This is a genomic window from Pseudomonas sp. CAM1A (assembly GCF_047501685.1).
GTDB lineage: Bacteria > Pseudomonadota > Gammaproteobacteria > Pseudomonadales > Pseudomonadaceae > Aquipseudomonas.
Map to the genome: position 1 here is coordinate 16,905 of NZ_JBFNXP010000010.1, position 24,974 is coordinate 41,878.

The window sequence follows — 24,974 nt, forward strand, 5'->3', positions numbered from 1 at the left end:
GGCCAACAGGAGAGTAGCGATGTGGCGTGAGATGCAACCTGACCAGCGGTTCGATGTAGAGGTCGATGGCCACAACGTCGTGGTGTACAGCTTTGGCGCAGGGGACGAGGTGCTGCTGTGCCTCAATGGCGGGCCGGGGCTGCCCTGCGACTACCTGCGCGACGCCCATGCCTGGCTCAAGGACAAGGGTATCCGCGTGGTCGCCTTCGACCAGCTGGGCACTGGCGCCTCCGACCGCCCGGATGACGACAGCCTGTGGAACATCACCCGCTATGTGGCCGAGGTCGAACGCGTGCGCCAGGCCCTGGACCTGGGGCGCGTGCACATGCTGGGGCATTCCTGGGGCGGCTGGCTGGCAATCGAGTACGCCATTCATCACCCACAGGCGCTGAAAAGCCTGATTCTCGAGAACACCGTCGGCGACATCCCGCACCTGATCACCGAGCTTGCGCGCCTGCGTGCCGCGCTGGGCAGCGAGACCGTGGCGATGATGCAGCGCCACGAGGCCCTGGGCACCCTCGACCATCCCCAGTACCAGGCGGCCATCACCCTGCTCAACTACCGCCATGTCTGCCGCCTCGAGCAGTGGCCGGCACCGATCCAGCGCTCGCTGGGCGACTGGAACATGGGCCCGTACAGCACCATGCAGGGCCCCAACGAGTTCCTTTATATCGGCAACCTCAAGGACTGGAACCGCCTCGAGCAGATGGGCGAGTTCCGCATGCCGGTGCTGATCACCACCGGCCAGCATGACGAGCTGACTCCCGCCTGCGCCATGCGCATGAACCTGGCCCTGCACGGCCGCGCCGAGCTGCACGTGTTCCCCAACAGCAGCCACATGCCGTTCTACGAAGAACCCCAGGCCTATTTCCCGGTGTTGCTGGACTTCCTGCAACGCAACCGGGGTTGATCGATGAACCTGGCACGTTACCGGTTCGTCCTGATCCGCCCGTTGCAACTGCTGCCGGTACTGCTGGGCATCAGCATCATCACCTTCGTGCTGGTGCGCTCGATCCCGGGCGATCCGGCGCGGGTGCTGCTGGGCGCGCGCAGTACGCCGGACGCGATCGCGAAGATTCGCGCCCAGTTCGGCCTCGACGAGCCGATCTGGGTGCAGTACCTGTATTTCCTGAAGAACCTGCTCAACGGCGACCTGGGCAAGTCACTGCTGTATAAGGTCGATGCCCTGCCGCTGATCGCCGGGCGCATCGAGCCGACTTTGTTGCTGGTACTGGGCAGCGTGCTGCTGGCGTTGCTGATCGCCGTGCCGCTGGCCACCGTCGCCGCCCGGCACAAGGGCGGCTGGGCCGACAACCTGATCCGCCTGTTCACCACCGCCGGGCTCGGCCTGCCGGCCTTCTGGCTGGGGCTGATGCTGATCCTGCTGTTCAGCGTGCACTGGGGGCTGTTCCCGGTGTCCGGCTATGGCCGCACCTGGCCAGACAAGCTGCACCATTTGGTGTTGCCGTGCCTGACCATCGCCCTGGCGCTCTCGGCGGTGCTGGTGCGCAACCTGCGCGCGAGCATTCTCCTTGAGCTGCAGGCCGACCACGTCACCGCCGCCCGCGCCCGCGGCCTGGGCGAAGGGGCGATTCTGCGCCGGCACGTCCTGCCCAACGCCATGTTGCCGACCATCAACCTGCTGGCGGTCAACATCGGCTGGCTGATCAGCGGCACCGTGGTGATCGAAAGCCTGTTCTCACTGCCCGGCGTCGGCCAGCTGCTGGTGCGCGGCATCTTTACCCGCGACTACATGGTGGTCCAGGGCGTGGCCATGGTGCTGGCCTGCGCCACGGTGGCGGTGAACTTCATCGCCGACGTGGTGACCACCGCCCTCGACCCACGGGTGAACATCCAATGAGCCAGAGCCCCGCACTGGCGCTGCGCTGGCGTCTGGCCTGGCATCTGGGCAATGGCCGCCTGACGCTGTACTGCGGCCTGGCGATCGTCCTCGGCTGGTGCCTGCTGGCCTTGTGCGCGCCATGGGTCGCGCCGTTCGACCCGTTGGCGCAGAACGCCGACCTGCGCTTGGCCGCGCCCAGCCTGGCCAACCCGTTCGGCACCGACAACTTTGGTCGCGACATCCTTTCGCGGGTGATCTGGGGGGCGCGCATCGACCTGCAGATGGCGCTGATCGGGGTGATCTTCCCGTTTCTGCTCGGCACCTGCATCGGCGCGGTTTCCGGCTATGTCGGCGGGTTGCTGGACAACGTCTGCATGCGCCTGGTCGATATCGTCCTGGCCTTCCCGTTCCTGGTGCTGATGCTGGCGATCATGGCCATCCTCGGCCCTGGCCTGGGCAGCTTCTACATCGCCATGGCCCTGGTCGGCTGGGTGTCCTATGCGCGGCTGATCCGCTCGCAGATCCTGGTGCTTAAGCAAGGCGATTTCGCCCTGGCGGCCAGGAGCCTGGGGTTCAGCCATCGACGTGTGCTGTTCGGCCACCTGCTGCCCAACGCCCTGTTCGGCTCGGTGGTGTTCTGCATGTCGGACGCCGTGCTGGTGCTGCTCAACGGCGCGGCCGTCAGCTACCTGGGCCTTGGCGTGCAGCCGCCCACCCCGGAGTGGGGCACCATGGTCGCCGAGGGGCAGAGTTTCATCACCAGCGCCTGGTGGATCTGCACCTTCCCGGGCCTGGCCGTGGTGACCCTGGCCATGGGCTTCAGCCTGCTGGCCGACGGCGTCGCCGAGCTGCTGGGAGACCGCACATGAGCCCTGCCCTGCTCCAGGTCCGCGAACTGAGCGTCATCGCCCGCGCCGGCCAACGCGAGATCACCCTGGTCGATCGCCTGTCGTTCGACCTCGGCGAGGGCGAGATCCTCGGCCTGGTGGGCGAAAGCGGTTCGGGCAAGACCCTGGCCTGTCGCGGCCTGATGCGCCTGCTGCCGTCACCGAACCTGCGCCTTGAGGGCCAGGCCGTGCGTCTGGCCGGCAACGACCTGCTGCGCCTGGACGAGGCCGGCATGCGCCGAATGCGCGGTCGCGAGCTGGGCATGATCTTCCAGAACCCCAGCAGCCACCTCGACCCGCTGATGCGCATCGGCGCGCAGATCGCCGAGGGCATCCGCCTGCACCAGGGCGCCTCGCGCCACGAGGCACGGGCCGAGGCCATCGAAGTGCTGCGCCAGGTCGGTATCCCCGACCCGAAAACCCGCGTCGACAGCTATCCCCACGAGTTCTCCGGCGGCATGCGGCAACGGGCAATGATCGCCGTGGCCCTGGGCTGCAACCCCAAGGTGCTGATCGCCGACGAGCCGACCACGGCGCTGGACGTCACCGTGCAGGCGCAGATCCTGCGCCTGCTGCTGGAGCTGCGCGACCGCCGCGGCCTGTCGATGATCCTGATCAGCCACGACCTCGGCGTGGTGGCGCAGACCTGCGACAGCATCGCCGTGATGTACGCCGGGCGCCTGTGTGAACACGGCGCCAAGCAGGCTCTACTGAGCCAGCCGCGCCATCCCTACAGCGCCGGATTGCTGGCCTGCCACCCCGCGGCGCGGCGGCACGCGGGGCTGATGAACACCATTGCCGGGCAACCGCCGCTGCTCGACGCCCTGCCCGCCGGGTGCCGATTCGAACCGCGCTGCCCGCAGGCCACGCCGGACTGCCGGGCACATCTGCCGGAACTGCGCGTCTCCGGCCCCGGCCATCGCCTGGCCTGCCATACCCCGCTGCTGGCCGGAGGCCTGTCATGACCACGCTGTTGCAGGTCAACGACCTGCATGTGCAGTTCCCCGCCCCGGGCGGCGGCGTGTTGAACCTGCGTCCACGCAAGGTCAACGCCGTCAACGGCGCGTCGCTGAGCCTTGCCGCCGGCCAGGCCCTGGGCCTGGTGGGCGAGTCGGGTTGCGGCAAGAGCACCCTGGCCCGGGCCATCCTGCAGCTGACCCCGGCCAGCAGCGGCCAGGTGCTGTTCGATGGCAGCGACATGCGCCAGGGCAACCGCCTGGATATCGAGCGCCTGCGCCGTGAGACCGCAATGATCTTCCAGGACCCGTACAGCGCGCTCAACCCGCGCCAGCGCGTCGGCCAGATCCTCGCCGAGGTGCTGCAGGTGCAGCGCAAGGTGCCCACCGCGCAGATCCCCGCCCGGGTCACCGAACTGCTCGGCCTGGTCGGTCTGCGCGCCGAGCTGGCCAACCGCAAGCCCGGCTCGCTCAGTGGCGGCCAGTGCCAGCGGGTCGGCATCGCCCGGGCGCTGGCCGTCGAGCCCAGGCTGATCGTCGCCGACGAGTGCGTTGCCGCCCTCGACGTGTCGATCCAGGGGCAGATCATCAACCTGCTGCTGGAACTGCGTCAGCGCATGGGCCTGGCCCTGCTGTTCATCACCCACGACCTGGGCGTGGTGCGCCACCTGTGCGACCGCGTGGCGGTGATGTACCTGGGGCGGATCGTCGAGGAAGGCCCGGTGGCCGAGGTCTTCGACGACCCGCGCCATCCCTACACCGCCGCGCTGGTGCAGTCCATCGCCGACATCGACCCGGCCCGGCGCCTGCCGCAGCAGCCGCTGGCCGGCGAGCCGCCGAGCCCGCTGCAGCCACCGTCCGGCTGCGCCTTTCACCCACGTTGCCGCCACGCGTTGCCCCAGTGCGGCGCAGCCATTCCCCCCAGCCACGCAGAAACTGGCCGCTACCATGCCTGCGTCCACCCGCGCCTGCCGTGCTGACCCACCCCACATGACCATCAAACGGAGCTTGAGCATGAAACCCACCGCATTGAAGTTACTCACCGCCGCCGTGCTGGCCGCCAGCACCCTGGCCGGCGGCATGGCCCAGGCCGCCGGCGTGCTGACCATCGGCTGCCGCGAGGAGAGCACTACCTTCGACCCGATCAAGAGCGCGCAGAACCGCGACAGCTGGGTCTTCGCCAACGTCTACGACGTGCTGGTGCGCGTCGACAACAGCGGCACCAAGCTGCTGCCGGGCCTGGCCGAAAGCTGGAAGGTTTCCGACGACGGCCTGACCTACACCTTCAAGGTGCGTGAAGCCAAGTTCTCCGACGGCTCGCCGCTGACTGCCAGCGATGCGGCGTTCTCCCTGCTGCGCATTCGCGACAACCCCGGCTCGCTGTGGGCCGACTCCTACAAGATCATCGACAAGGCCGAAGCACCGGACGACCGCACCCTGGTGGTGACCCTGAAGAACAAGTCGGTGCCGTTCCTCGCACAGCTGGCGACCGCCAACGTGTCGATCCTGTCGAAAAAGGCCATGGACACCATCGGCGAAGAGGCCTACGCCCAGGAGCCGGTGACCTCCGGCGCGTTCAAGGTCAAGGAATGGCTGCGCGGCGACCGCGTGATCCTGGAGAAGAACCCCTACTTCTGGGAAGCCGACAAGGTCAGCCTGGACGGCGTGGAGTGGATCTCCATCCCCGACGACAACACGCGCATGCTCAAGGTCCAGGCCGGCGAGCTGGACTCGGCGATCTTCGTGCCGTTCTCCCGCGTCGACGCGCTGCAGAAAGACAAGAGCCTGACCATCCACATCGACCCGTCGACCCGCGAGGACCACCTGCTCATCAACCATGAGAAAGGCCTGCTGGGCAAGGTCGAGGTGCGCGAAGCCATCGACCTGGCGATCGACAAGAAGGCGCTGGTGGAAACCGTGACCTTCGGTCATGGCGAAGCGGCCTATTCGTACATTCCCAAGGGCGCGCTGTACCACAATGCCAACAACCCGCAACGCCCGTTCGACCCGGACAAGGCCCGTGAACTGCTGAAGAAGGCCGGTGCCGAGGGGCTGAAGATCAATTATGTGGTCAACGCCGGCAACGAGGCCGACGAGCAGATCGCCGTGCTGGTACAGAAGCAGCTGGCCGATGTCGGCATCACCGCCAACCTGCAGAAGGTCGACCCGACCCAGAGCTGGCAGATGCTGGTCGATGGCGACTACGACCTGTCGGTGATGTACTGGACCAACGACGTGCTCGACCCGGACCAGAAGACCACCTTCGTGCTTGGCCACGACACCAACCAGAACTACATGACCCGCTACCACAACGACAAGGTCAAGGACCTGGTGGCCGCGGCCCGGGTGGAGACCGACCCGGTCAAGCGCGGGCAGATGTACCAGGACCTGCAGAAGCTGGCCAAGCAGGACGTGCACTGGATCGACCTGTACTACAGCCCGTACATCAACATCTCGCGCAGCAATATTCAGAACTTCCTGCAGAACCCGCTGGGCCGTTTCACGCTTGAGGAAACGGTGAAGCAGGAAGCAGGGGTGAAGACTGCACAGAAGTGAAGGTCAGGGGGCGGCTGATGGCCGCCCCCTTTTGTTTCACACCTTGGCCTTGCGCCGGCGCACCCACACCCAGGCAGCCCCCGCCAACACCACCAACCCCACCGGTAGCACCTGCGCCTTGTACGGCCGCAACGCCGCCCGTGCGGCATCCAGCTTCTCTGTCACGTAGCGTTTGTTGGCCTGGTCGAACTGCGGCGCTTCGCACTGGTTGCCGAAATCCTCTGCCCACTGCACAAACGGCCCCTGCTGGACATAGCGCTTGTACAGTGCGCTTTCCTGCTCGCTGCCGGGCACCCAGCCCGCTGCCGTGCACAACACCGCGGCGAAGGCCTGGCTGCTGCGCGGCAACTGGTCCGCAGCCTGGTTGGCCAGGTCGGCGGCGACATAACGATAGTGGTAACGCTGGTCGGGCTTGGCCTCGGTCGCCAGCTGGCGCTGCACCTCGCCGGCACCGATGAACGGCCCGGGCTGCAGGGTGGCGCTGCCCAGGCTGAAGCTGCCGCCCAGCCAGGCATAGTCCGGCGCCATTTCGTAGCCGAGGATCTCCATGCCGGCGCCGCGTGCCAAGGTGGCCGCGGCAAACAGCGCCTCGGCGCGGCCCGTGGGTGTCCAGCGCGAGACGGCCTCCTGGCGGTGCTGGCCATAGGCCTTGGCGTCGGCCTGCAATTGGGCCGTGGCGAAGTAGCCGGGCGCCTCATCGTAACGGCCCTCGCGCAGCAGGCGTCGGCCCAGCAGCTCGCGCAGCTGCGTCGCCACCGGCCGCGGTGCATAGCCGCCCTCTTCCACCTTGGGCGCCGCTGGCGCCGGCACATGGGCATCGACATAGCCCTTGAGCTCGTCCAGGGTCAGCACGCGGTCGGCCACGTTGGCGGTGTCCTGCCAGTAGATGTCCTGGCTGCGGTACAGCAGGTCGAACGCCTGCAGATAATCGCCGCGCTCCAGCGCCAGGATCGCGCCCTCGCCTTCGACCCGGCAGCCGGGCTTCACGCTTTCGTAGTCCCAATCAGGTGTCTGTCTCGAGCCCCACGACTCTTCGCGGGGGAACGCGGCGGCGGCCTTGGCATAGGCCGCTGCGGCCTGGGCCTTGTCGCCATCGCGCAAGGCCAGCTTGGCGCGCAGCCACCAGGCAAGGCCGCTATCGCCAGCCTGCTGCAGATAGCTCCTGGTCGCGGCATAGTTGCCTTGCTGGTAGGTCAACGCCGCCAAGCGGTCGGCGTCTTCCAGCTTGTCGCCGACACTGGCCTGCAGCAACGCGGGCAGGCGCCGGGCCTGGGTTGGCGGCTGGCCGTCGTAGTCCCAACCAACATGGCTGAGCAGATAGGCGGTGAGCAGCTTGCGCGGCATCGGTTGTGCCAAGTGCGTCTTCAGCTGTTCATCCGGCAGGCTCACCAGTTCGTTGGCAAGCTGCCTGAGCGAGCTGTAGCCGCTGCCCGAGCCCAGACGGCTCTGGCTGGCATACAAGCGGATGGCGCTGTTCCAGTCGCCGGCGAGCTTGGCCAGGCGGGCTTCCTCGCCAAGGCTGGCAACCCCCAGCTCCAATGGGTCGCTGAAGCCTTCGGCGCTGAGCGCGCGGGCTTTTTGGAAAGCTTCGCGCGCCTGGGCTTGCAGGGCCTGCGGCGTCTGCTGCGGATCATCACTGGCCTCGATGCTCCTGGCCATCAAGGCCCGCCCCAGCGAGTAGGCCGCCCAGGTGCTGCGCAGCTTGCGTTGTTCAGCGGGCAGGGCCAGCACCTGGGCGAAATAATCCGCCGCCAGGGCGTGGTCGTCGCTGTCGAAAGCCACTGCGCCGGCAATGTACAGGCGCAGTTCATCCGGCAGTTCGGCGCCCTGCTCCAGCACCTGTTGCGGATCCGCCAGGGCACGCAGTTGCGCGACCTTCTCGCGCAGCGCTTGCGGCAACTCGTCGGCCTCAATACGGCTGCGCTGCTCGCGGTAAGGTCGGTCGTTGTCGTCACCGTCCCAGTAAGGGGTCAGGGTCGCATCGGTGGCGGGCTTGAGGCCTGCGATCTGCTCGCCGAGGCGATTCACCTCGAAGCCGAAATTGCCCTCCGGCAACTCGGCCAGGGTCTGCGCTCGGTCGCCGAGCAACTGCATCGGGAAGTCCGGGCCACAGGCCAGCGCCGGAACGGCCGGCACGCTCAGGGACAGGTACAGCAGGCGCCGGGGCCAGTTACGGGTAGACATTCCATGCTCCTTGATCGATTCCATGGCAGCGCGCCCAGCCGAGGACGCGCCGGCCGCCAGCGGCGAGACGCGCGCTGGACTGGCGGTTGAAGATGAGGTGTTGCGAGGCTTGCTGCAAGCGGTAGCCGTTGAGCCCGTCGGCAGCGTCACAGGATGCGACGTCCAGTTCCACCCGCGCAGGCATCGGCAGGTCGAGATTGCCGACGTTGACCAGCGTGATGTCGCGCAGCCCCGCCTGCCCGGACAGTTCGACCTGCCAGTGGCTGGCGAGCGCGTCGCCTCGCGCCACCGCCGTCAAAGTGGTCAGGCTCCAGGCGCGGCGGTCGCCGGGCAGTGGCAGGCGGAACCAGATCAACCCGGCCAGGTGCGCAGGTGGCTGGTTGCGCAATTGGCTGCCCAGGTCCGCCAGCTGTTGTGGATCGGCCAGCAGTTCGCGGCGTTCGCCACCACGGTTCAACGGTGTTTCGCTTTCCACAATGGGCGCGCCACCGGTATCGGGCAGCAATGCGACGCCATAGGCGGGCAAGGCCAGGTAGAACGGCTTGTCGCTGACGCGACTCCATCGTTCGGCCCATTTCCGGGCTTTTACCGGGTCGAACAACCCCTGGCGCGGGTCGCTCACTGCGTGCACCTGCAGCACACTGCTGTCCACCGCCTGCAACAGCGCCGGCAGCTGCGGGCTGTCGAGCCAGGCGGGCAATGCGGTAATGCTCAGCTTCAGGCCCGGCGGCAGTTGCTCGCGCAGTTTCAGAAGAAATTCGCCATAGCCCGCAAGGCGGGCGCTGCCGCTGTCATGGTCGATCTCCAGCCCGACAAGGGGCACACCTGCGGCCTGCCAGTCCGCCAGCAGACGCGCCATCTGTGGGCCTGCCTCCTGCAGGTCGAGCGCCGGCAGCTGGCCGTCCAGGCGCACCACGGCGATCACCGGCCGGCCATCGGCCTTGAGCCGTGGCAGGTCGACCAGCGCCCTGCTCCACCCGGCCTTGGGCTGCGCTTGCAAGGCCAGCACGCGCAAGGTCGAAAAGTCGGCGCGGCTGTGCGCCAGGGCCTGCTCGTGGGCGGGTTGCCATTGGCGTTGCCAGATATACAGTTGCTGGTCGAGGGGCGGTGCGGGCTCGGGCCGGCAGCCGGCGAGCGCTCCGAGCACGACGCAGAAGAACAGATGATGCAGGGACAGGTTGGCGGGCATGCAATCCTTTGTCTGGCGCGTTCGGCTGCCGGTGGCGAGGTGGCGATATTACCTCAACTCAGCCTCCAGGCGGCGTCCTGCCAGCTGTGGAGTACAGATGTTCTCCCTGGTGTTCTCCCTGGGCGAATGTGCCAGGATTACCGTCGCTGAGCGGGCAACGCGATCTGCCGCCAGCCGTGTCGGTAGTTTGTTGCCCGGGTTGTATCAATGCGGTGAGTAACGCGTCTTCATTCAGTACGCGTGATTTTAAATAGCTGCGCACTAGTTAGAAGACTATCTAGCTTCGGCTCCAACTATAAACTTGCACATCAAAGGACAAGAATTAACTTAATTGATTATCATTCATCAACTCAGCCCCCTAAAACATCAAGATTAATCACTTATATATAGTCATGATTAATAATTCGCAAGCCTTCTAACACCATCGTAAAAACAGCGCGATTTATCTAACGCCCGCCCCACATTTACTTGCAAAAGCGAAGCGGCCGACTAGTTTTGTGTTTGTCTTCGCCAACATTATAACTACAACTCCCCCGCCATTTAGTTCAAAGGAGTCCCTGTCCTCGCGCCTATGGGGCGTGACGCTCGATTGCTGAAACGGAAATCAGTCAAATAACAAGAGGGACGCTTGATGAAGCGCAGCCGCAGGTATCGTGCGCTCTCGCAAAGAGGGCCGGGCAAACATTTCTGGTTGTCAGTACTGTGTTTCTCAGGCCTGGTGATCGCCAGCTTTGTGTTATTCGAACAACAGATCCAGACTTTCCTCTCCCACCTCGAACACTTCCTGCCTTCGACCCCGGCCCAAATGCTTACCCTGGCGTTGCTGCTGATCGGCTTGCTGGCGCTGGACGTGGTACTACCCGTGCCGTCGAGCATGGTCGCGCTGCTTGCGGTGGCGACGCTTGGCAGCATTGGCGGCTACCTGGTGATCTTCATCGGCCTGTGCCTGGGCGCCGGGCTGGGGTATGCGCTGGGGGCCGGGTATTTTCGCCTGTTGTCCAGCCGCCTGGGCCTGCACCAGCGCCAGCCGGGGCAACTGGCGTATCGGCTGGGCACGCTGTCGTTGATCTGCCTGCGCGGCGTGCCGGTGCTGGCGGAAACCTCGGTGGTGGCGGCCGGCATGCAGCGCTATCCGCTACGCGCCTTCATCCTGGTCACTACCCTGGCCAATGCCGGCCTGGCACTGGCCTACAGCGCCATCGGCACCTTCCTGGTCGCGCAGAACGCGCTGCTGGTGACCCTGCTCGCCGGCATGGTCCTGCCCGCGCTGTTCATCGCCGGGTACAGCCTGTTCAAGGCCTTGCGCAAGGGTGAGCCACTGCGCGGGCGTTTCACGGTCAGTTACGACTACCCCGTGGTGTTCACCGACCACCTGTTCGATCCGCTCAACACCTGCCTGCATCGCCAGCTCACCGCACAGCAGCGTGGCCGCGTAACGGTGCTGGTCTTCGCCGACGAACAGCTGCTGCGCTGCGCACCGCAGCTGCCGGGCCAGATCGACGCCTACTTTGCCGCCCATGACGCAGACCTGAACCTGAAAGCCGCGCCCATCGCCGTGCCGGCCGGTGAGCTGAGCAAGGACGCACAGGTACTGCAACAGCTCTACAGCGACATGCTGAGCCATGGACTGGACCGCCACTGCTTCGTTCTGGCCTTGGGCGGCGGCGCCGTGCTGGACGCGGTGGGCTACGCCTGCGCCACCTTTCACCGGGGCATGCGCCTGATCCGCATCCCCAGCACGGTACTGGCACAGAACGACGCCGGCATCGGCGTGAAGAACGGCATCAACGCCTTCGGCCAGAAGAACCTGCTCGGCGCCTTCTACCCCGCCAGTGCGGTGATCAATGACTTCCAACTGCTCACCACACTTGCCCACCGCGACCGCATTGCCGGGCTGGCCGAGGCCGTCAAGGTGGCGCTGATCAAGGACCGCGCCTTCTTCGAGTGGATGGAGCGGGAGGCCGATGCCCTCGCCCACTTCGACCATCCGGCCAGTCGTTACGCCATCCGCCGTTGCGCAGAGCTGCACCTGGGGCACATCACCGGCGCTGGCGATCCCTTCGAACGCGGCAACGGGCGTCCCCTGGACTACGGCCATTGGGCGGCGCACAAGCTGGAGAATTTCAGCCAGCACCGCCTGCGCCATGGTGAGGCGGTGGCAGTGGGCATGGCCCTCGACGGGCTCTATGCCAATGCCCTGGGGCTGTTGAGCGATGCCGACAGCGAGCGGATCTTGAGCCTGTTGCTCAAGCTCGGTTTCAACCTGTGCCCAGCGGAGCTGAACCTGAAGGATGCGCATGGGCGTTCGCGGGTGTTGCTCGGGCTCGAGGAGTTTCGCCAGCACCTGGGCGGCCAGCTGTCCATCCCCATGCTCAGCGGCATCGGCGCATCGGTGGACCTGCACGAGATCGACGACGGCCTGATGGAACAGGCATTGCTGCGCCTTGCCAGTTATCGCGGCAATCCGCTGACCCTCGGCGAAGGCGTTGCGCAATGAACCAGATGAAGACCTGGATGACCGTCGGCCGCGTCTCCAACCTGCCCACGGTATGGACCAACACCCTGGCCGCCGCACTGTTGGCCAGCAGCGCCGGGGCCCTGGCACCACCCTCGTCACTGGTGTGGATCCTGCTGTTGGCCATGCTGTCGCTGCTGTACCTGGCCGGCATGCTGCTCAACGACCTGCTGGATGCCGACTGGGACCAACAGCATCACAACCCGAGGCCGATCACCCAGGGCCTGGTCAGCCGCCGTCAGGTGCGCCTGGCCACCTGCCTGGCACTGCTGCTGGCGGCAGCCGCGGCCCTGGGGCTGAGCCGGCTGATCGAGCAGCCCCATTGGCTGCTGGCCAGCGTCACCCTGCTGGTGGGCTGCATTCTCGGCTACAACCTGCTGCACAAGAAATACGCCCACAGCGTCTGGCTGATGGGCGCGTGCCGCTCGGCGCTGTACCTCACCGCGGCGGCCAGCCTGGCGGTGCCGGCGCAGCCCATCTGGCTGTGCGCGATCCTGCTGGGCGTGTACATCAGCGGCCTGACCTACCTGGCGCGCCAGGAGCACCTCAACCAGTTGCTCAGCCGCCTGCCCCTGCTGCTGATGCTCAGCCCGCTGGCCCTGGCGGCCTACGCCGACACCCTGTGGTTCTGGCCGGTGTTGCTGCTGTGGCTGGGCTGGTTGGGCTGGCACTACTGGCTGCACCTCGCCGATCCGCGGCGCCGACAAGTACGCGCCTTCATCGGCGCTGGGCTGGCGGCCCTGCCACTGTTCGATGCCCTGGTGCTGGCGGTGGCCGACCAGCCCCTGGGCAGCCTGTTGTGCGTCCTGGTGTTCTTCCTGCTTCCACACCTCCAACGCTGGATCAAACCAACATGAACAGTCATATCGCTTCGTCGCCCACGGCGGCGCTGGAGATGCGCCACGACTGCCTGGCCGCACGGCAGCAGGCCTTGGTCGCGCAACTCGATCAGGCCGAGTTGCAGTGGTGGCACCAGGCACAGGCGCGCCTCGGGCAGGCGCCGGACGCCAACACCGCCGCCCTGCTGAGCAGCCAGTGCAAGCGCCGGATCAGCGACCGGGCCATGCCCGACGATGAGGGCTGGAGCCAGTTGCAAGTGGCGCGCGCGCTGCTGTTGGCGCAGGTCCTCGGCCAGCAACCCCAGGCCGGGCAGCTGCCTTTGCTGCGCCAACTGTTCCTGTGGGGCGACGACCACGAAAAGGTCGCCCTGCTCAAGGCCCTGGATTGGCTCGACAGCCGTGGCGCGTGCGTGGAGCTGGCCTTGCAGGCCGGGCGTACCAGCAACAGCCAGGTGTTCGCCGCCCTCGCCCTCGACACCCTCTATCCGTCCCGCCACTACCCGGAGCGGGCGTTCCACCAGCTGGTGCTCAAAGCGCTCGGCATGGGGCTGGACGTGAGCCGCCTGCGCGGCCTGAGCCAGCGCCAGGGCGTCTCCCTCAACCAACTGGCCCTTGATCTGCTGGATGAGCAACTGGCTGCCGCGCGTCCGGTCTCCGGCGGTCTGTACCTGGCGATTGCCTTCAGCCTGCTCAGCCCGGCGCAGCACCAGCGACTGCTCGGCCTGTGCCGCCAGCAATGCCTGCCTTCCGGCTGGCATGACCAGCTGGCCGCCCACTTGCCGACCTGATTCCCGACGATGCCTTCTCCCTGACGAGGATTCACCATGCCCAAGTACTTCGACCCGCATATCCATATGGTCAGCCGCACCACCGACGACTACCAGAACATGGCTGCCGCCGGCATCACCGGGGTGATCGAACCGGCGTTCTGGCAGGGCCAGGCCAGGACCAGCCTCGGCAGCTTCGTCGACTACTTCGACACCCTGCTGGGTTGGGAACGCTTTCGCGCCAGCATGTTCGGCATCCATCACTTCTGCACCATCGGCCTCAACCCCAAGGAGGCCAACGACCTGTCGATCGCCAATGAGGTACTGGAGGTCCTGCCGCGCTATCTGGTCAAGGACGGGGTGGTGGCGGTGGGTGAAATCGGCTACGACGACATCACCCCCGAAGAAGACCGCTTTCTCGCCGCGCAGCTTGAGCTGGCGCGGCAATTCAACCTGCCGGTGCTGGTGCACACGCCACACCGCGACAAGATCGGCGGCACCAAGCGCACCCTGGCGGTGATCCGCGAAGTCGGCATCGCCGAACACCTGGTGATCATCGACCACCTCAACGAACTGACCCTGCCGCTGGTGCTCGACAGCGACTGCTGGCGCGGCCACTCCATCTACCCCAACACCAAGATGTCCGAGCAGCGCATGGTCGCGCTGCTGCAGCAGTACGGCACGGAAAAAATGGTGGTCAACAGCGCCGCCGACTGGGGCATCAGTGACCCGCTCAAGGTGCCCAAGACCGGCCAGGCGATGCTGGCCGCAGGCTTCAGCGAAGCCCAGGTCGAACAGGTGCTGTTCCACAACCCGGTGGACTTCTTTGCCCAGAGCGGCCAGCTGGACAAGGCCCTGGTCAGCACCCCGCTGCCCATCGACCAGCGTCGCCAGTGGCAGGAAAACTCGGCCCTGCGCGGCCAGGATCCGGTGGTCAAATGAGCACTGGCCGGGGTTGGAGCGCCTCGCAGCTCGGCTATTGCGGCAATGTGCACCCGGCACCTGACCTGGCCGCGCTGCGCGCCTCCATCGAGCAACACTTCCAGGGGGTGCGCCGACTGCGCGGGCTCGATGTGCAAGACAGCGGGCTGTGGATCAGCGCCCGCGCCGTATCCGAGTTGCGCCAAGCGCCGGCACGGCAGGCGTTTCTCGACCTGCTGCGGCAAAGCGGGCTGCGCCTGACCTCGCTCAACGGCTTCCCGTATGGGCAATTCCATGACGGCGCGGTGAAAGCCGCTGTCTACCTGCCCAGCTGGGCTGAGCCGCAGCGGCTGGCGTACAGCCTGGAACTGGCGCGGCTGCTGGCCGAGGCCCTGCCGCCAGACTGCCGGCAAGGGGTGATTTCCAGCGTGCCGCTGGGCTACGCGGCCCACTGGAGCCCGACGCTGCAGCAGCGTGCCGAGGAACAGCTACGCCAGCTCACGGCGGCACTGGCCCGGCTGCATCAGGAGACCGGCAGGAAGATCGTGATCTGCCTGGAAATGGAGCCGGACTGCGTGCTGCAGACCACCGACCAGGCCATCGCTTTCTTCCGCCACTGGCAGGCCAGCGACCCACACCATGGGTACCTGGCGCTGTGTTTCGACGTCTGCCACCAGGCGGTGATGTTCGAGGACTGCCGGCAGTCCCTGGAAAGGCTGCGCCAGGCCGGGGTGCCCATCGGCAAGATCCAGCTGTCCAACGCGATGATCTGCCGCCTGCCGAGCCAGGACCCGAGCCGCTGCGCGCAGGTGCTCGAAGTGCTGGGCAGCTTTGCCGAAGCCACCTATCTGCACCAGGTGCAGGCACGCGACAGCCAAGGCCACCTGTGCGCCTGGGCGGACCTGCCGGCTGCGCTCACCGCCTGCCTGGCGGAGCCCGGGCGCTACCAAGAGTTAAGGGTTCACTTCCACATCCCGCTGTTCAGCGAACACCTGCTGCTGCCGGAGCTCGGCGCCAGCCAGGCCGCCCTGGCGCAGACCTTCGATTTTCTCGCTGCGCACGAGGACATCCGCCCCGTGCTGGAAGTGGAAACCTACAGTTGGGGCGTTCTGCCTGCGCAACTGCGACCCACCACCGCCCCTGCCCAGCAACAGGGCATCAGCGACGAACTGCGCTGGGTCGAGGATCAGTTGCGCCAGCGTCGCCTGCTGCAACCCCACGCACAGGAGGTGTGTGCCGATGCCCTCTGAACAGCCCCGCCAGCCGCTGCTGCTGATCAACGTGGTCGGGCTGACGCCCGCGCTGCTTGGCGCGGCAACGCCGCACATCAACCGGCTGTTGCAAAAGGCCAGGATGGCCAGCCTGCAACCGGTGTTCCCTGCCGTCACCTCCACGGTGCAGGCCTCGATCCTCACCGGCCTGCCACCGGCCGGGCACGGCATCGTCGGCAACGGCTGGTACTTTCGCGACCAGGCCGAAGTGCGTTTCTGGCTGCAACCCAACGCCCTGATCCAGGGCGAGAAGGTCTGGCAGACGCTCAAGCGCGAACTGCCGGGCTTTCGCTGCAGCCAGTTGTTCTGGTGGTACAACATGTACGCCGACGTCGATGCCGCCATCACCCCGCGCCCGCACTACCCGGCCGATGGCCGCAAGCTGTTCGGCCTGTACTCGTCCCCGGCAGACCTGCATGCGCGGATCGAAGAGCAGATCGGCGCGTTCCCGTTCCCGGCGTTCTGGGGGCCGGCCGCCGGCATCGCCTCCAGCCGCTGGATCGTCGACTGCGCCATTGCCGAGTTCCAGCTCGATCGCCCGGACCTGCAGCTGGTCTATCTGCCGCACCTGGACTACTGCCTGCAACGGCTGGGGCCGGACCATCCGTCGATCGTCGACGAAGTGCGGGCCATCGACGCCGAGGTCGGCCGCCTGCTGGGCTTCGCCAAGGCGCAAGGCGCGGCCGTGATGCTGCTGTCGGAGTACGGCATCGAGGCAGTCAGTCAATCGGTGTCGATCAATCGCCTGTTGCGCGCCGAAGGCCTGCTGCAGGTGCGCCAGTCGCTGACCTGGGAACTGCTCGACCCCGGTGCCAGCGATGCCTTCGCCGTGGTCGACCACCAGATTGCCCATGTCTACGTCCGCCACGCCCGCGACATCCCTCGGGTCAAAGCCCTGTTACAAGGCCAGCCCGGCATCGAGCGGGTGCTGGACAGGACCGAGCAGCAGGCCTGGCAGCTGGACCATGCGCGCAGTGGCGAACTGGTCGCCGTGGCCGCCGCGGACCACTGGTTCGACTACCGCTACTGGCTCGACGATCGCAAGGCACCGGACTTCGCCCGCACCGTGGACATCCACCGCAAGCCCGGCTACGACCCGCTGGAGCTGTTCATCGACCCCGCCATCCGCTTCCCCAGGTTGAAAGTGGCGCGCCGTCTGCTGCAGAAGAAACTCGGCTTTCGCTACTACATGGACCTGATCCCGCTCGACACCTCGATGGTCCGTGGCAGCCACGGCCGCCTGCCCGCCAGCGCGCAGACCGGGCCACTGCTCATTACCGATTGTGATCTGCCGTTGCCGGGCAGCCTGCCGGCGACAGCGGTGAAGCAACTGCTCCTGCAGCATTTTCTGGGGCACTCATACACCGACCTGGCCAAAGCCAAGGAGCTTACATGCGGCGAGCCATCTCAATAACCGTCCTCAGCGCACTGGCCGGACTGGCCCAGGCCGAGGGCACCACCCCCTTTGATTGCAACCAGTTCATGCAGTTTGGCGGCAATGTCGACCAGGCCCGGCAGACCTTCGCCCAAGGGCCGGAAACCATGAGCTGGAACTGGTTCGTCTGCCTGAACCAACCAGTCGAGAGCAACAGCCCCAACCGGGTCTGGGAAACCCTCAAACCCTCGGACCAGGTCTACCTGAGCAATGGCGCCGCGCCACTGCCCTGGGGCCAGAGCGAGCCGGTGCCGGCCGCGGTGCTGCAGGCCGCCCAGGCCCAGGGCCTGAACGTCAACCGCACGTTCCACAACCTCAATGCCGTGCAGCAGGTGGATGGCCTGATCCTGGAAATGGGCGGCGCGGTGCCGACCGCGCAACAGGGGCAACCGGTGCGCTTCCAGCTGTTGATGGGCGAAGACACCTTCGACTACATCGTGCAAAAGCAGGTGTACAACGTGAACGGCCAGGCCGCCTTGACCAGCAACCTGGCATTTCCCTCCACCGCCTGGGAGCTCAAGGCCGCCTGGCTGTGGATCGGCAATGACCCGGATTATCAGCAGCAACTGCAAGGCGATGGCTACTACATCGCCCAGGCCTACTACCAGCAGGACAACGGCCAGTACCAGGTCGGCTACGCCGCGCTCAGTGGCCTGCACGTGGTCAACAAGCTGAACCCGCAATGGGTCTGGACCACCTTCGAGAATCGCAACAACGGCAAATACACCGTGACCAACGCGATTCCGTCCACCCCGATGAGCAACAGCACCGGGCCGACCCCGGCGGCGCAGGCGGCCAACACCACGTTCCAGGCCCTGTACCCGGATCTGGCGCAATACGACCTGATCGGCACCCAGTCCGAGACCACTCCGACGGTGCTGGCCAACTCCCAGCTCGAGTCGGCCTTCCAGAGCCAGTCCTCGTGCTTTGCCTGCCATGGCACGGCGGCCTACTCCAAGACCAAGGGCTATTTCAATTTCGCCCAGAAACAGCAGGGCGGGATTGTCTATCCGACCGCCGAAGTGCCGGCGTCCGAATTCGCCGGGTACAACAAACTGGACTTTGTCTGGTCGCTGAAACGCGCCCAGTGGCAACGCTAAGGAGCACGACATGAGCGTACTGAACTTCCCGCGCATCTACCTCGGCGGCCATATGTTCTGGAGCCCGCCGACCGCCAACAACAACGACATGTTCCCCCTCTACGATGCCTCGAAGATGCGCCTGAACTGGCGTTTCCTCGAGTACTACGGGATCAACCCGGCGAATGCCAGCAGCAAGTTGATGCCATGGGTCATCGCCCCGCAAGTGCTGCTCGAAGCACCCACCTATGTGACCCAGGTGCCGGGCAACGTCTCGCAGAATCCCAGCGTGATGATCCCCGGCGAGTGGAACCTGTTCGGCGACAACGCCTGCGGCACCGTCAACTACACGCCGGCAGACCCCACGATCCCGGCGACCGCCTCCGTCATCACCGGCGGCGAGCTGCCCGGTGGCGGCTATGTCAGCCAGGACCCGCTGATCAACCAGACCTACAACCTGTTCGGCAACCCGTTCGGCAGCGACGCCCCCACCCCGGCGCGTTTCGTCGACGTCAGTCCCTGGCAGAACACCTTCACCGCGCTGTATTTCGACCGACTGGTACTTGGCAACGCTCAGTGCGGCCTGACGCTCATGCGCGAGCACCGCATGCTCGACCGTTTCCTCAACTTCAACTGGGCGACCCTCGGTGGCCTGATCTATGTGACCACCACCTGGCAGACTTGCTTCCCCAAAGAGAACCTGAGCTGGGCCCTCGGCAACTCGCAACTGCTGCAGAACCTGCAGCAACAGATGGAGCAGCAGAAGGCCAAAGGGCTGATGTTCCGCTTCTCTACCTACCTGACCTGCTACGACATGAACGGCGTTTTCAATGACCAACCTCCCATCATCACCCACACCGTAGACTCGAAGATCCTGGCCAACGTGCAGGCGATGTACCAGAAAGGCATGGACAATGTCGGCAGCATCTTCTTCAACCCCGCCTACAGCCGCACCGCCGGCACCCTGGGCCTGTGGTTCGACGACGAGTTTCCCACGGCGCCCGCCGGGCGGCGGCTGGTGCCTTGCAAACCGGTACAGTTGCAGAAGGACGGCGTGGACTTCAAACCCATGACATTGGGCGTGATCTCGGCGCAGGTGCATGACGATACCCTGTCGCTGGACCTGCTCAACGGGTTCCCCAGCTATGCGCTCGATGCGAATGCCAAGATTCCTGAGCCGGCGAAGTTCGATGCTGGCAACTACCAGCTGGGGATACGCCAGGGCGAGCAATTCACGCCGTTGGCCAGTTTCGGCTATGACGACTATCAGCAGGCAGCCTTCGACAAACGTTCGGGGATCCTCGACCTGCCGCTGAGCGCCGAGGCGCAGAAGCAGTTGCAAAGCGGCGCGCTGGAGCTGCAGCAGCAAGGCACCACGCCGGTGCAGGCGGCGACCCAGCAGATGTGGACCGCCGAAGTGGTCGAGAGCGCCAGTTTCATCGATGTCGGCGACACCAGGACCTTGCAGATCATGGTGCAGTACGACGGCCTGCCCGCGCCGGCCGGCACCGTGCTGACGGTGGCCGAGTACAACAACGCCTACATGATGTGCACCACCGACTACTACCTGGCGTTCAGCAACCCGGCGGACTTCACGCTGTTCCTGGAGGACCCGGACGATCCCGCCAACAACACCCCCAACCTGCCGCAGTTCGTCGGTACCCCGTCGCTCACCCGCCAGCTGAGCGAAGGCACGGGCCGCAGACTCACGGCGACCCACCCCGCCGGCCCGACCACCGGCATGAAAGCGGTGAGCTACCAGCAGTACCTGCCCACGCCAGGTTCGGTGGCCCTGAGCCCCAGCCTGGCGTTCGCCAAGCCCATTCAGGGCCAGGGCACGCTGAAGGATGAGCCGAAGGGCAACGTGCAGTTCAGCACCACGCAGATCACCACCGACGCCAACGGGGTTGCCCTGCTGACCGTCAAGGCCGTGGCGTCGGGCTTCCCGACCTTGCGCTTCTTCGTGCATGAGGGCGGGCAGCCGCCGCAGGTCCCGTTCAGCTTCAAGCTGATGCAAACCTATACCGACTTCCTCGCGCCGCTGCGCGTGCTGCCCCAGGAACCGGAGATACAGCAGGCGTTCGTCGATGCCTGGAACCAGGTCTACAAGCAGCAGAACGCCGGCCAGTTGATCTGGGAAAGCTTCATCTACCCGCTCATCCTGCAGCCGTTCTTCTACATGTACCCGATCATGAACAAGTACATGCCGCTGAACTCCCTGGCACGCATAGAAGGCGCGGTCGACCAGCTCATCGTGCTGATCAGCAAGGAGTACCAGGAGGAAAGCACCCTGGCGATGCCCATCACCCGGGACATGCCGCAAAGCCGCCGGGCGGTGCTGGAGCTCTGGGCCCAGGCCCTGGTGAAACGCAACTACCCACCCATCGAACTGAGCATGAGCGACTACCCGCAAGCCTGACCGACAGGACCGCCGGGTGACGAGGCTGTCACCCGGCACACTTCACAGGAGTGTCCCATGAACACCCGCATCCTCGACCGACTGTTGCTGCTTGTCCTGCTGCTGTGCCCCGCGCTGGTCGCCCAGGCGGACGACAGCGCCGTCTATTTCACCATGGGCGTGCACAACACCCTGGGGTGCGATGCGAGCAACGGCAACTGCATCGCCAAACGCGCACCGAGCGACCCGTCCGATCCGTTCTTTCCGGCGTACTGGATCAGCGACTGGACGATGTACCGGGTGATGCACAACTACCAGAAGAATCCGCCGCCCTACAGCAACCCACCGGCCACCCTGGCCCCGGCCGACTACACCGTGTCGCGTGGCACCAGCTACTACGACACCACCTACATTCCAGCGGACGGCGACGGCTTCGGCGCCATGATGGAGCACTACGAGAAGTACTGCCTGCCGATCTTCCCGATCAAGAACAACAATTACACCTGCTCGTTCGTGTCCCTGGGTAACAAGGCCTACTTCCTCACCTACCCGCAGGACCGGCCCAAGGACATGCCGCCCTGCTGCATGTTCTCGCCGATGAACCACCCGCCTCGGCAGGACTTCATCAAGCACCTGCCCTACAGCGCCGCGCGCAGCCAGCACCTGGACGCCAGCGTGCAGGCCTATGCCCTGGACCTGGAGTCGCCGCAGGGGCCGATCCTGTTCGGCTATGCCTTCTACAACAAGGCCACTGGCCAGCCACCCTACCGGCAACCGCAGTCGTTCTACTTTTCCGGGGACGCCAGCGTCGCCAACGCACCGATCGTCAGCCAGAACTACACCGGCTTTCGCATCGCCAAGCCCGACCCCGCCCAGACCTGGGCGCAGGTCGCCGCCATGTGCCCGTCGAACCCGCCGCCCTGCCAGCTGTTCGAGCCGCCAGCCGGGCAGAGCAACGGGCACAAGGCGCAGTGGAACCAGCTGATGCAACGCAAACCCTGAGCCCAGCGAGGGATCGCCATGAAACCGATGATGCGTTTTTCCGTACTGCTGCTGGGCCTGGCCTGCCTGCCGGCGCTGGCCAGGGAACAGGCCGAGCCAGCGCCCCTGGCCACCCAGCTCAACTGCCAGCCACCTGCCAATGCACCGGCCCCCACGGCTGGCCAGGCGCAGTTCGACCAATACAGCTGGCAACTGTTCATTGCCCTGAACTGGCCCGCCCAGGACCGCCAACGCGGCAACCCGGACTGCACCCGGCAGCCTGGAGACGCCGGCTACACCGTCTGGCAGACCTACAAGACCGTCGACGAGATCTTCCTGCCGGGTGGCGCCGACCCTGGCCTTTGGAACACCCCGCAGGGCGCCAGGAGCCTGGGCATCATCAACATCGCCGCGCTGAAGAACAGCTCGCTGGTCAACGCCATCGACCAGGCCGTCGGCGGCTGGCTGATCGACCAGGCCGGTAACCCGACCTACTACGATATCTCGGCCAACGAGGCGTCCTACAACTACATCGTCGCCAACCAGTTCTACAACGCCGATGTGGTATCCAAGGCACGCAATATCCAGTTCCCCTATGGCGTCATCGAGATCAAGTCGAGCTGGCGCATCCTCGGCCCCCATGACAACGCCAGCCGCTACCTGACCATGCTGGCGCGGGTGGCCACCTTCGATGACCAGGGCCGGCGCAACGGCGTGACCGAGGCCTACCTCGGCCTGGTGGGCCTGCACGTGATCACCAAGGCCAAAGGTTATCCGCAGTGGATCTGGTCGACCTTCGAGCAGATCGACAACGTGCCGCCCAAGGCGCTGGTGGGCGGCCAGTGGGTCGACCAGCCTGCATCCGGCACCGCCTATTCCTACTTCAACGCCGACGCGCCCGCCGCAAGCCTCAACCAGTCGCCCTGCGACTGGCAGACCCAGGGCACGCAACTGGTCTGCGTGCCCAAGCCCGGCACCACCTTCCAGACCCCCAACCCGCTGAACCGCGTCACCCCGATCGCCGATGTCACCCAACAGGTCAACGCCGCCTACCGCGCCGACCCGGGGCTGCAACGCAGCGTGCTCAAGTACTACCAGCTGGTCACCACCCAGCGCCCGCTGATGCCCGACAACCCCGGCAATCCGCTGGGCCAGCCGACGCCCGCACTGTCGGCCAACGTCACCATGGAAAGCTACATCCAGCCCAACAGCAGCTGCATGAACTGCCACTCCATGGCCACGCCGGTGAAGAGCCCCTACAAGTCCGACTACTCCTACCTGTTCAAATTCGCCCATGCGCCCCTGGGCAAAACCATCAAGGACGAGGATTGAACCATGAGCATCCTGAATGGCCCCCGCCTGAACTTCTGGGGTGGCATCCGCACCGATGTCAGCCTGCCGAACAACTCGCCGACCATCCCCTTCGATGGCAACGACGAGTGGCCGATCTTCGACCTGACCACCTCGACCCTGGCGCCGGGCGCCGAGTCCTATACCGACGATCAGTTGAACGCCATGCTCAATGCGCCGAATGGTAACTACTACACCGCCGGCGGCTGGAACCACTATGGGCAGCACCTGGTAGACCTGCAAAGCGCCATGATCAGCTCGCAGGGCAGCCCCGGCAGCGTCAGCACCAGCGGTGACCTGGTGGGGCAACCGGTGTACCTGCTCGGTTCGCTGGACCCGGCGACCGGCCAGCCAACCAATTCCGGCCCGATGATGGTGGACCTGGACCCGACCTCGACGACCACCACGCAGATCTTCGTCGGCGGCCTGCAGATCGGTGGCAACAGCGATACCCAGCTGCTGATCCGCTGCGACACCGTGTGCAGCAGCCTCGATGTGAAGAAGCGCGTGCTGTTGCCCGCGTCGATGGACGCGCCGGGCTCGTTCCGCCTGAGCGGCACCTTCCAGCTGACCTTCCCGCTCGCCAGCATCGTCAGCTGGAACCGCGACAGCCCCGGGCTGCGCGCGATCATCCAGGCGCCGGGGGCGACCGGGATCGTGTTGCGCTTCGTGATGTTCGAGATGTGCCCGGCGATGACCACCGCGCAACTGGACGCCGACTACGCCGCGGGTCAATACACCCCGAACCCGAGCATCGGTCGGGTCATCGGCACCCTGGCCCCGGCTTTTGCCAACGAGCCCGCCAACTGCCTGCCGGGACGCCAACTGGTCAACCAGAGCACCGGCGCCACCGCCTACGCCGAGCTTGGCGGCAGCGGCCTGCTGAGCGTCGACATGGTCAACCTGATTCCGAAGCAGACCTTCAGGGCCGTGCGCGACGACATCACCAGCCCCATCGGCCCCAACGCCAACTATGGGCCGGTCACCTTCACCGCCGGCTCGGTGCCCCTGGCCACGCTCGATCCGAACAGCGACCTGCTGCTCAACTACTACGTGTATGGCGGCCTGGTCGACTTGCCGCTCGACGCCAGCCAGCAGCAGGCGACGAAAACCTCGGTGCTGCACGTCGACGCCCCCAGCGCCGTCGCCGGCACCCTGTTGCATGCCTGCGAGTCGGTCTATCGGGTCTACGCCGACCAGCGCAATGTCTACACCGAGGACTACCCAGACGGCCTGTCGATCACCCTGCAGGTGCGCTACCTGGGTGGCCCGGTAACCACCCTCAGCAAGATATTTCTCGATACCGGCCCTTCCGGCCCGGCCTACGGAGCGCCGGAAAACTGGGACTTCCTCGACGTGCCCGAGGTCCTGGTGGTCGATGCCGGCCAGCTCGCGGTCAGCCTGCCGGTCAAGGTCAAGCCCGGCACCGACGCACAGGCCGGGTTCGTCGCCCTGAGCTACTCCGTCAACGGCCTGGCCGCCGGCAGTTTTTTCACCAACTTCCGCAAATTCGCCAGCACCGACTTCGGCATCGCCACGGGCAGCACCATCACCTGGCAGCAGGTATACCCGAATGTCCTGCGCTTTCACTACCTGGCCTTCCCTGCCATGTCCCGGTACGTGCCGCTGAACCAGCCCGACGCGATCATGGCGGCGAAGGGGCCGATCCTCGCCCGCACCGCCGATGCCTACAAAGGCACCACGCTGTTCATGCCGGTGGTGCGTTCGATGTCGCCGAGTCAGCGGGCGCTGCTGCGCGCCTACCTCACCGGCGAGCCGTGGCAGCCACCGCAGTAGCCGCTA

The 24,974-nt window shown here is 65.9% G+C and carries 19 protein-coding genes; 17 read left to right on the forward strand and 2 right to left on the reverse strand.

Annotation, left to right across the window (positions count from 1 at the left end; all coding sequences use genetic code 11):
• Positions 1-19 precede the first annotated feature (19 nt).
• From ABZO33_RS21150 to ABZO33_RS21175, 6 genes are read left to right on the forward strand one after another with little or no spacing between them, the layout of a single operon-like run.
• Entirely contained in the window at positions 20-910 is an 891-nt protein-coding gene (locus tag ABZO33_RS21150) for a proline iminopeptidase-family hydrolase (RefSeq protein ID WP_414537630.1), read from the forward strand.
• 3 nt (positions 911-913) lie between these two features.
• On the forward strand, positions 914-1,861 hold the full coding sequence (locus ABZO33_RS21155; RefSeq protein WP_414537631.1) for an ABC transporter permease: 948 nt from the start codon (positions 914-916) through the stop codon (positions 1,859-1,861).
• Positions 1,858-2,712, forward strand: a complete 855-nt coding sequence (locus ABZO33_RS21160; RefSeq protein ID WP_414537632.1) for an ABC transporter permease — start codon at positions 1,858-1,860, stop codon at positions 2,710-2,712. The genes ABZO33_RS21155 and ABZO33_RS21160 overlap by 4 nt, the downstream gene beginning before the upstream one ends.
• Positions 2,709-3,695 (forward strand): ABC transporter ATP-binding protein, encoded by a 987-nt coding sequence (locus tag ABZO33_RS21165; RefSeq protein ID WP_414537633.1) that lies wholly within the window; start codon positions 2,709-2,711, stop codon positions 3,693-3,695. The genes ABZO33_RS21160 and ABZO33_RS21165 overlap by 4 nt, the downstream gene beginning before the upstream one ends.
• Positions 3,692-4,666 carry an ABC transporter ATP-binding protein gene (locus ABZO33_RS21170; RefSeq protein WP_414537634.1) on the forward strand — a complete coding sequence of 325 codons (975 nt, stop codon included), beginning with the start codon at positions 3,692-3,694 and terminating at the stop codon, positions 4,664-4,666. The genes ABZO33_RS21165 and ABZO33_RS21170 overlap by 4 nt, the downstream gene beginning before the upstream one ends.
• 34 nt (positions 4,667-4,700) lie before the next feature.
• Positions 4,701-6,242 carry an ABC transporter substrate-binding protein gene (locus ABZO33_RS21175; RefSeq protein ID WP_414537635.1) on the forward strand — a complete coding sequence of 514 codons (1,542 nt, stop codon included), beginning with the start codon at positions 4,701-4,703 and terminating at the stop codon, positions 6,240-6,242.
• Between the two features lie 36 nt (positions 6,243-6,278).
• Here ABZO33_RS21175 and ABZO33_RS21180 read toward each other — a convergent pair whose 3' ends face one another.
• Both ABZO33_RS21180 and ABZO33_RS21185 read right to left on the reverse strand, forming a co-directional pair.
• A complete protein-coding gene (locus ABZO33_RS21180) occupies positions 6,279-8,426 on the reverse strand; it encodes a hypothetical protein (RefSeq protein WP_414537636.1) in 2,148 nt (715 codons plus the stop codon).
• The gene (locus ABZO33_RS21185; protein WP_414537637.1) at positions 8,413-9,615 is read right to left on the reverse strand and encodes a DUF3142 domain-containing protein; all 1,203 of its coding nucleotides are present in this window, start codon (positions 9,613-9,615) and stop codon (positions 8,413-8,415) included. Before ABZO33_RS21185 ends, ABZO33_RS21180 begins: the two co-directional genes overlap by 14 nt.
• Positions 9,616-10,246: 631 nt before the next feature.
• Here ABZO33_RS21185 and ABZO33_RS21190 point away from each other — a divergent pair.
• The 11 genes from ABZO33_RS21190 to ABZO33_RS21240 are packed head-to-tail and all read left to right on the forward strand — an operon-like array spanning position 10,247 to position 24,968.
• The gene (locus tag ABZO33_RS21190; RefSeq protein ID WP_414537638.1) at positions 10,247-12,112 is read left to right on the forward strand and encodes a 3-dehydroquinate synthase; all 1,866 of its coding nucleotides are present in this window, start codon (positions 10,247-10,249) and stop codon (positions 12,110-12,112) included.
• Positions 12,113-12,117: 5 nt separating this feature from the next.
• Complete coding sequence (locus ABZO33_RS21195; RefSeq protein ID WP_414537749.1) at positions 12,118-12,987, forward strand: UbiA family prenyltransferase; 870 nt, start codon at positions 12,118-12,120, stop codon at positions 12,985-12,987.
• Positions 12,984-13,757, forward strand: coding sequence for an EboA domain-containing protein (locus ABZO33_RS21200; protein WP_414537639.1), 774 nt, complete (start codon positions 12,984-12,986; stop codon positions 13,755-13,757). Before ABZO33_RS21195 ends, ABZO33_RS21200 begins: the two co-directional genes overlap by 4 nt.
• A gap of 36 nt (positions 13,758-13,793) precedes the next feature.
• Positions 13,794-14,678 carry a TatD family hydrolase gene (locus ABZO33_RS21205; RefSeq protein ID WP_414537640.1) on the forward strand — a complete coding sequence of 295 codons (885 nt, stop codon included), beginning with the start codon at positions 13,794-13,796 and terminating at the stop codon, positions 14,676-14,678.
• Positions 14,675-15,907 carry a metabolite traffic protein EboE gene (gene eboE / locus ABZO33_RS21210; RefSeq protein ID WP_414537641.1) on the forward strand — a complete coding sequence of 411 codons (1,233 nt, stop codon included), beginning with the start codon at positions 14,675-14,677 and terminating at the stop codon, positions 15,905-15,907. The genes ABZO33_RS21205 and eboE overlap by 4 nt, the downstream gene beginning before the upstream one ends.
• A complete protein-coding gene (locus tag ABZO33_RS21215) occupies positions 15,897-17,342 on the forward strand; it encodes an alkaline phosphatase family protein (protein ID WP_414537642.1) in 1,446 nt (481 codons plus the stop codon). Before eboE ends, ABZO33_RS21215 begins: the two co-directional genes overlap by 11 nt.
• A complete protein-coding gene (locus ABZO33_RS21220; RefSeq protein ID WP_414537643.1) occupies positions 17,321-18,463 on the forward strand; it encodes a hypothetical protein in 1,143 nt (380 codons plus the stop codon). Before ABZO33_RS21215 ends, ABZO33_RS21220 begins: the two co-directional genes overlap by 22 nt.
• A 10-nt stretch (positions 18,464-18,473) precedes the next feature.
• Positions 18,474-20,861 carry a hypothetical protein gene (locus tag ABZO33_RS21225; RefSeq protein WP_414537644.1) on the forward strand — a complete coding sequence of 796 codons (2,388 nt, stop codon included), beginning with the start codon at positions 18,474-18,476 and terminating at the stop codon, positions 20,859-20,861.
• Between the two features lie 57 nt (positions 20,862-20,918).
• Positions 20,919-21,842: a hypothetical protein gene (locus ABZO33_RS21230; RefSeq protein WP_414537645.1), complete on the forward strand. Its 924-nt coding sequence runs from the start codon at positions 20,919-20,921 to the stop codon at positions 21,840-21,842.
• Positions 21,843-21,860: 18 nt separating this feature from the next.
• The gene (locus ABZO33_RS21235; protein ID WP_414537646.1) at positions 21,861-23,153 is read left to right on the forward strand and encodes a hypothetical protein; all 1,293 of its coding nucleotides are present in this window, start codon (positions 21,861-21,863) and stop codon (positions 23,151-23,153) included.
• A gap of 3 nt (positions 23,154-23,156) precedes the next feature.
• Positions 23,157-24,968 (forward strand): hypothetical protein, encoded by a 1,812-nt coding sequence (locus ABZO33_RS21240; protein ID WP_414537647.1) that lies wholly within the window; start codon positions 23,157-23,159, stop codon positions 24,966-24,968.
• Positions 24,969-24,974: the final 6 nt, after the last annotated feature.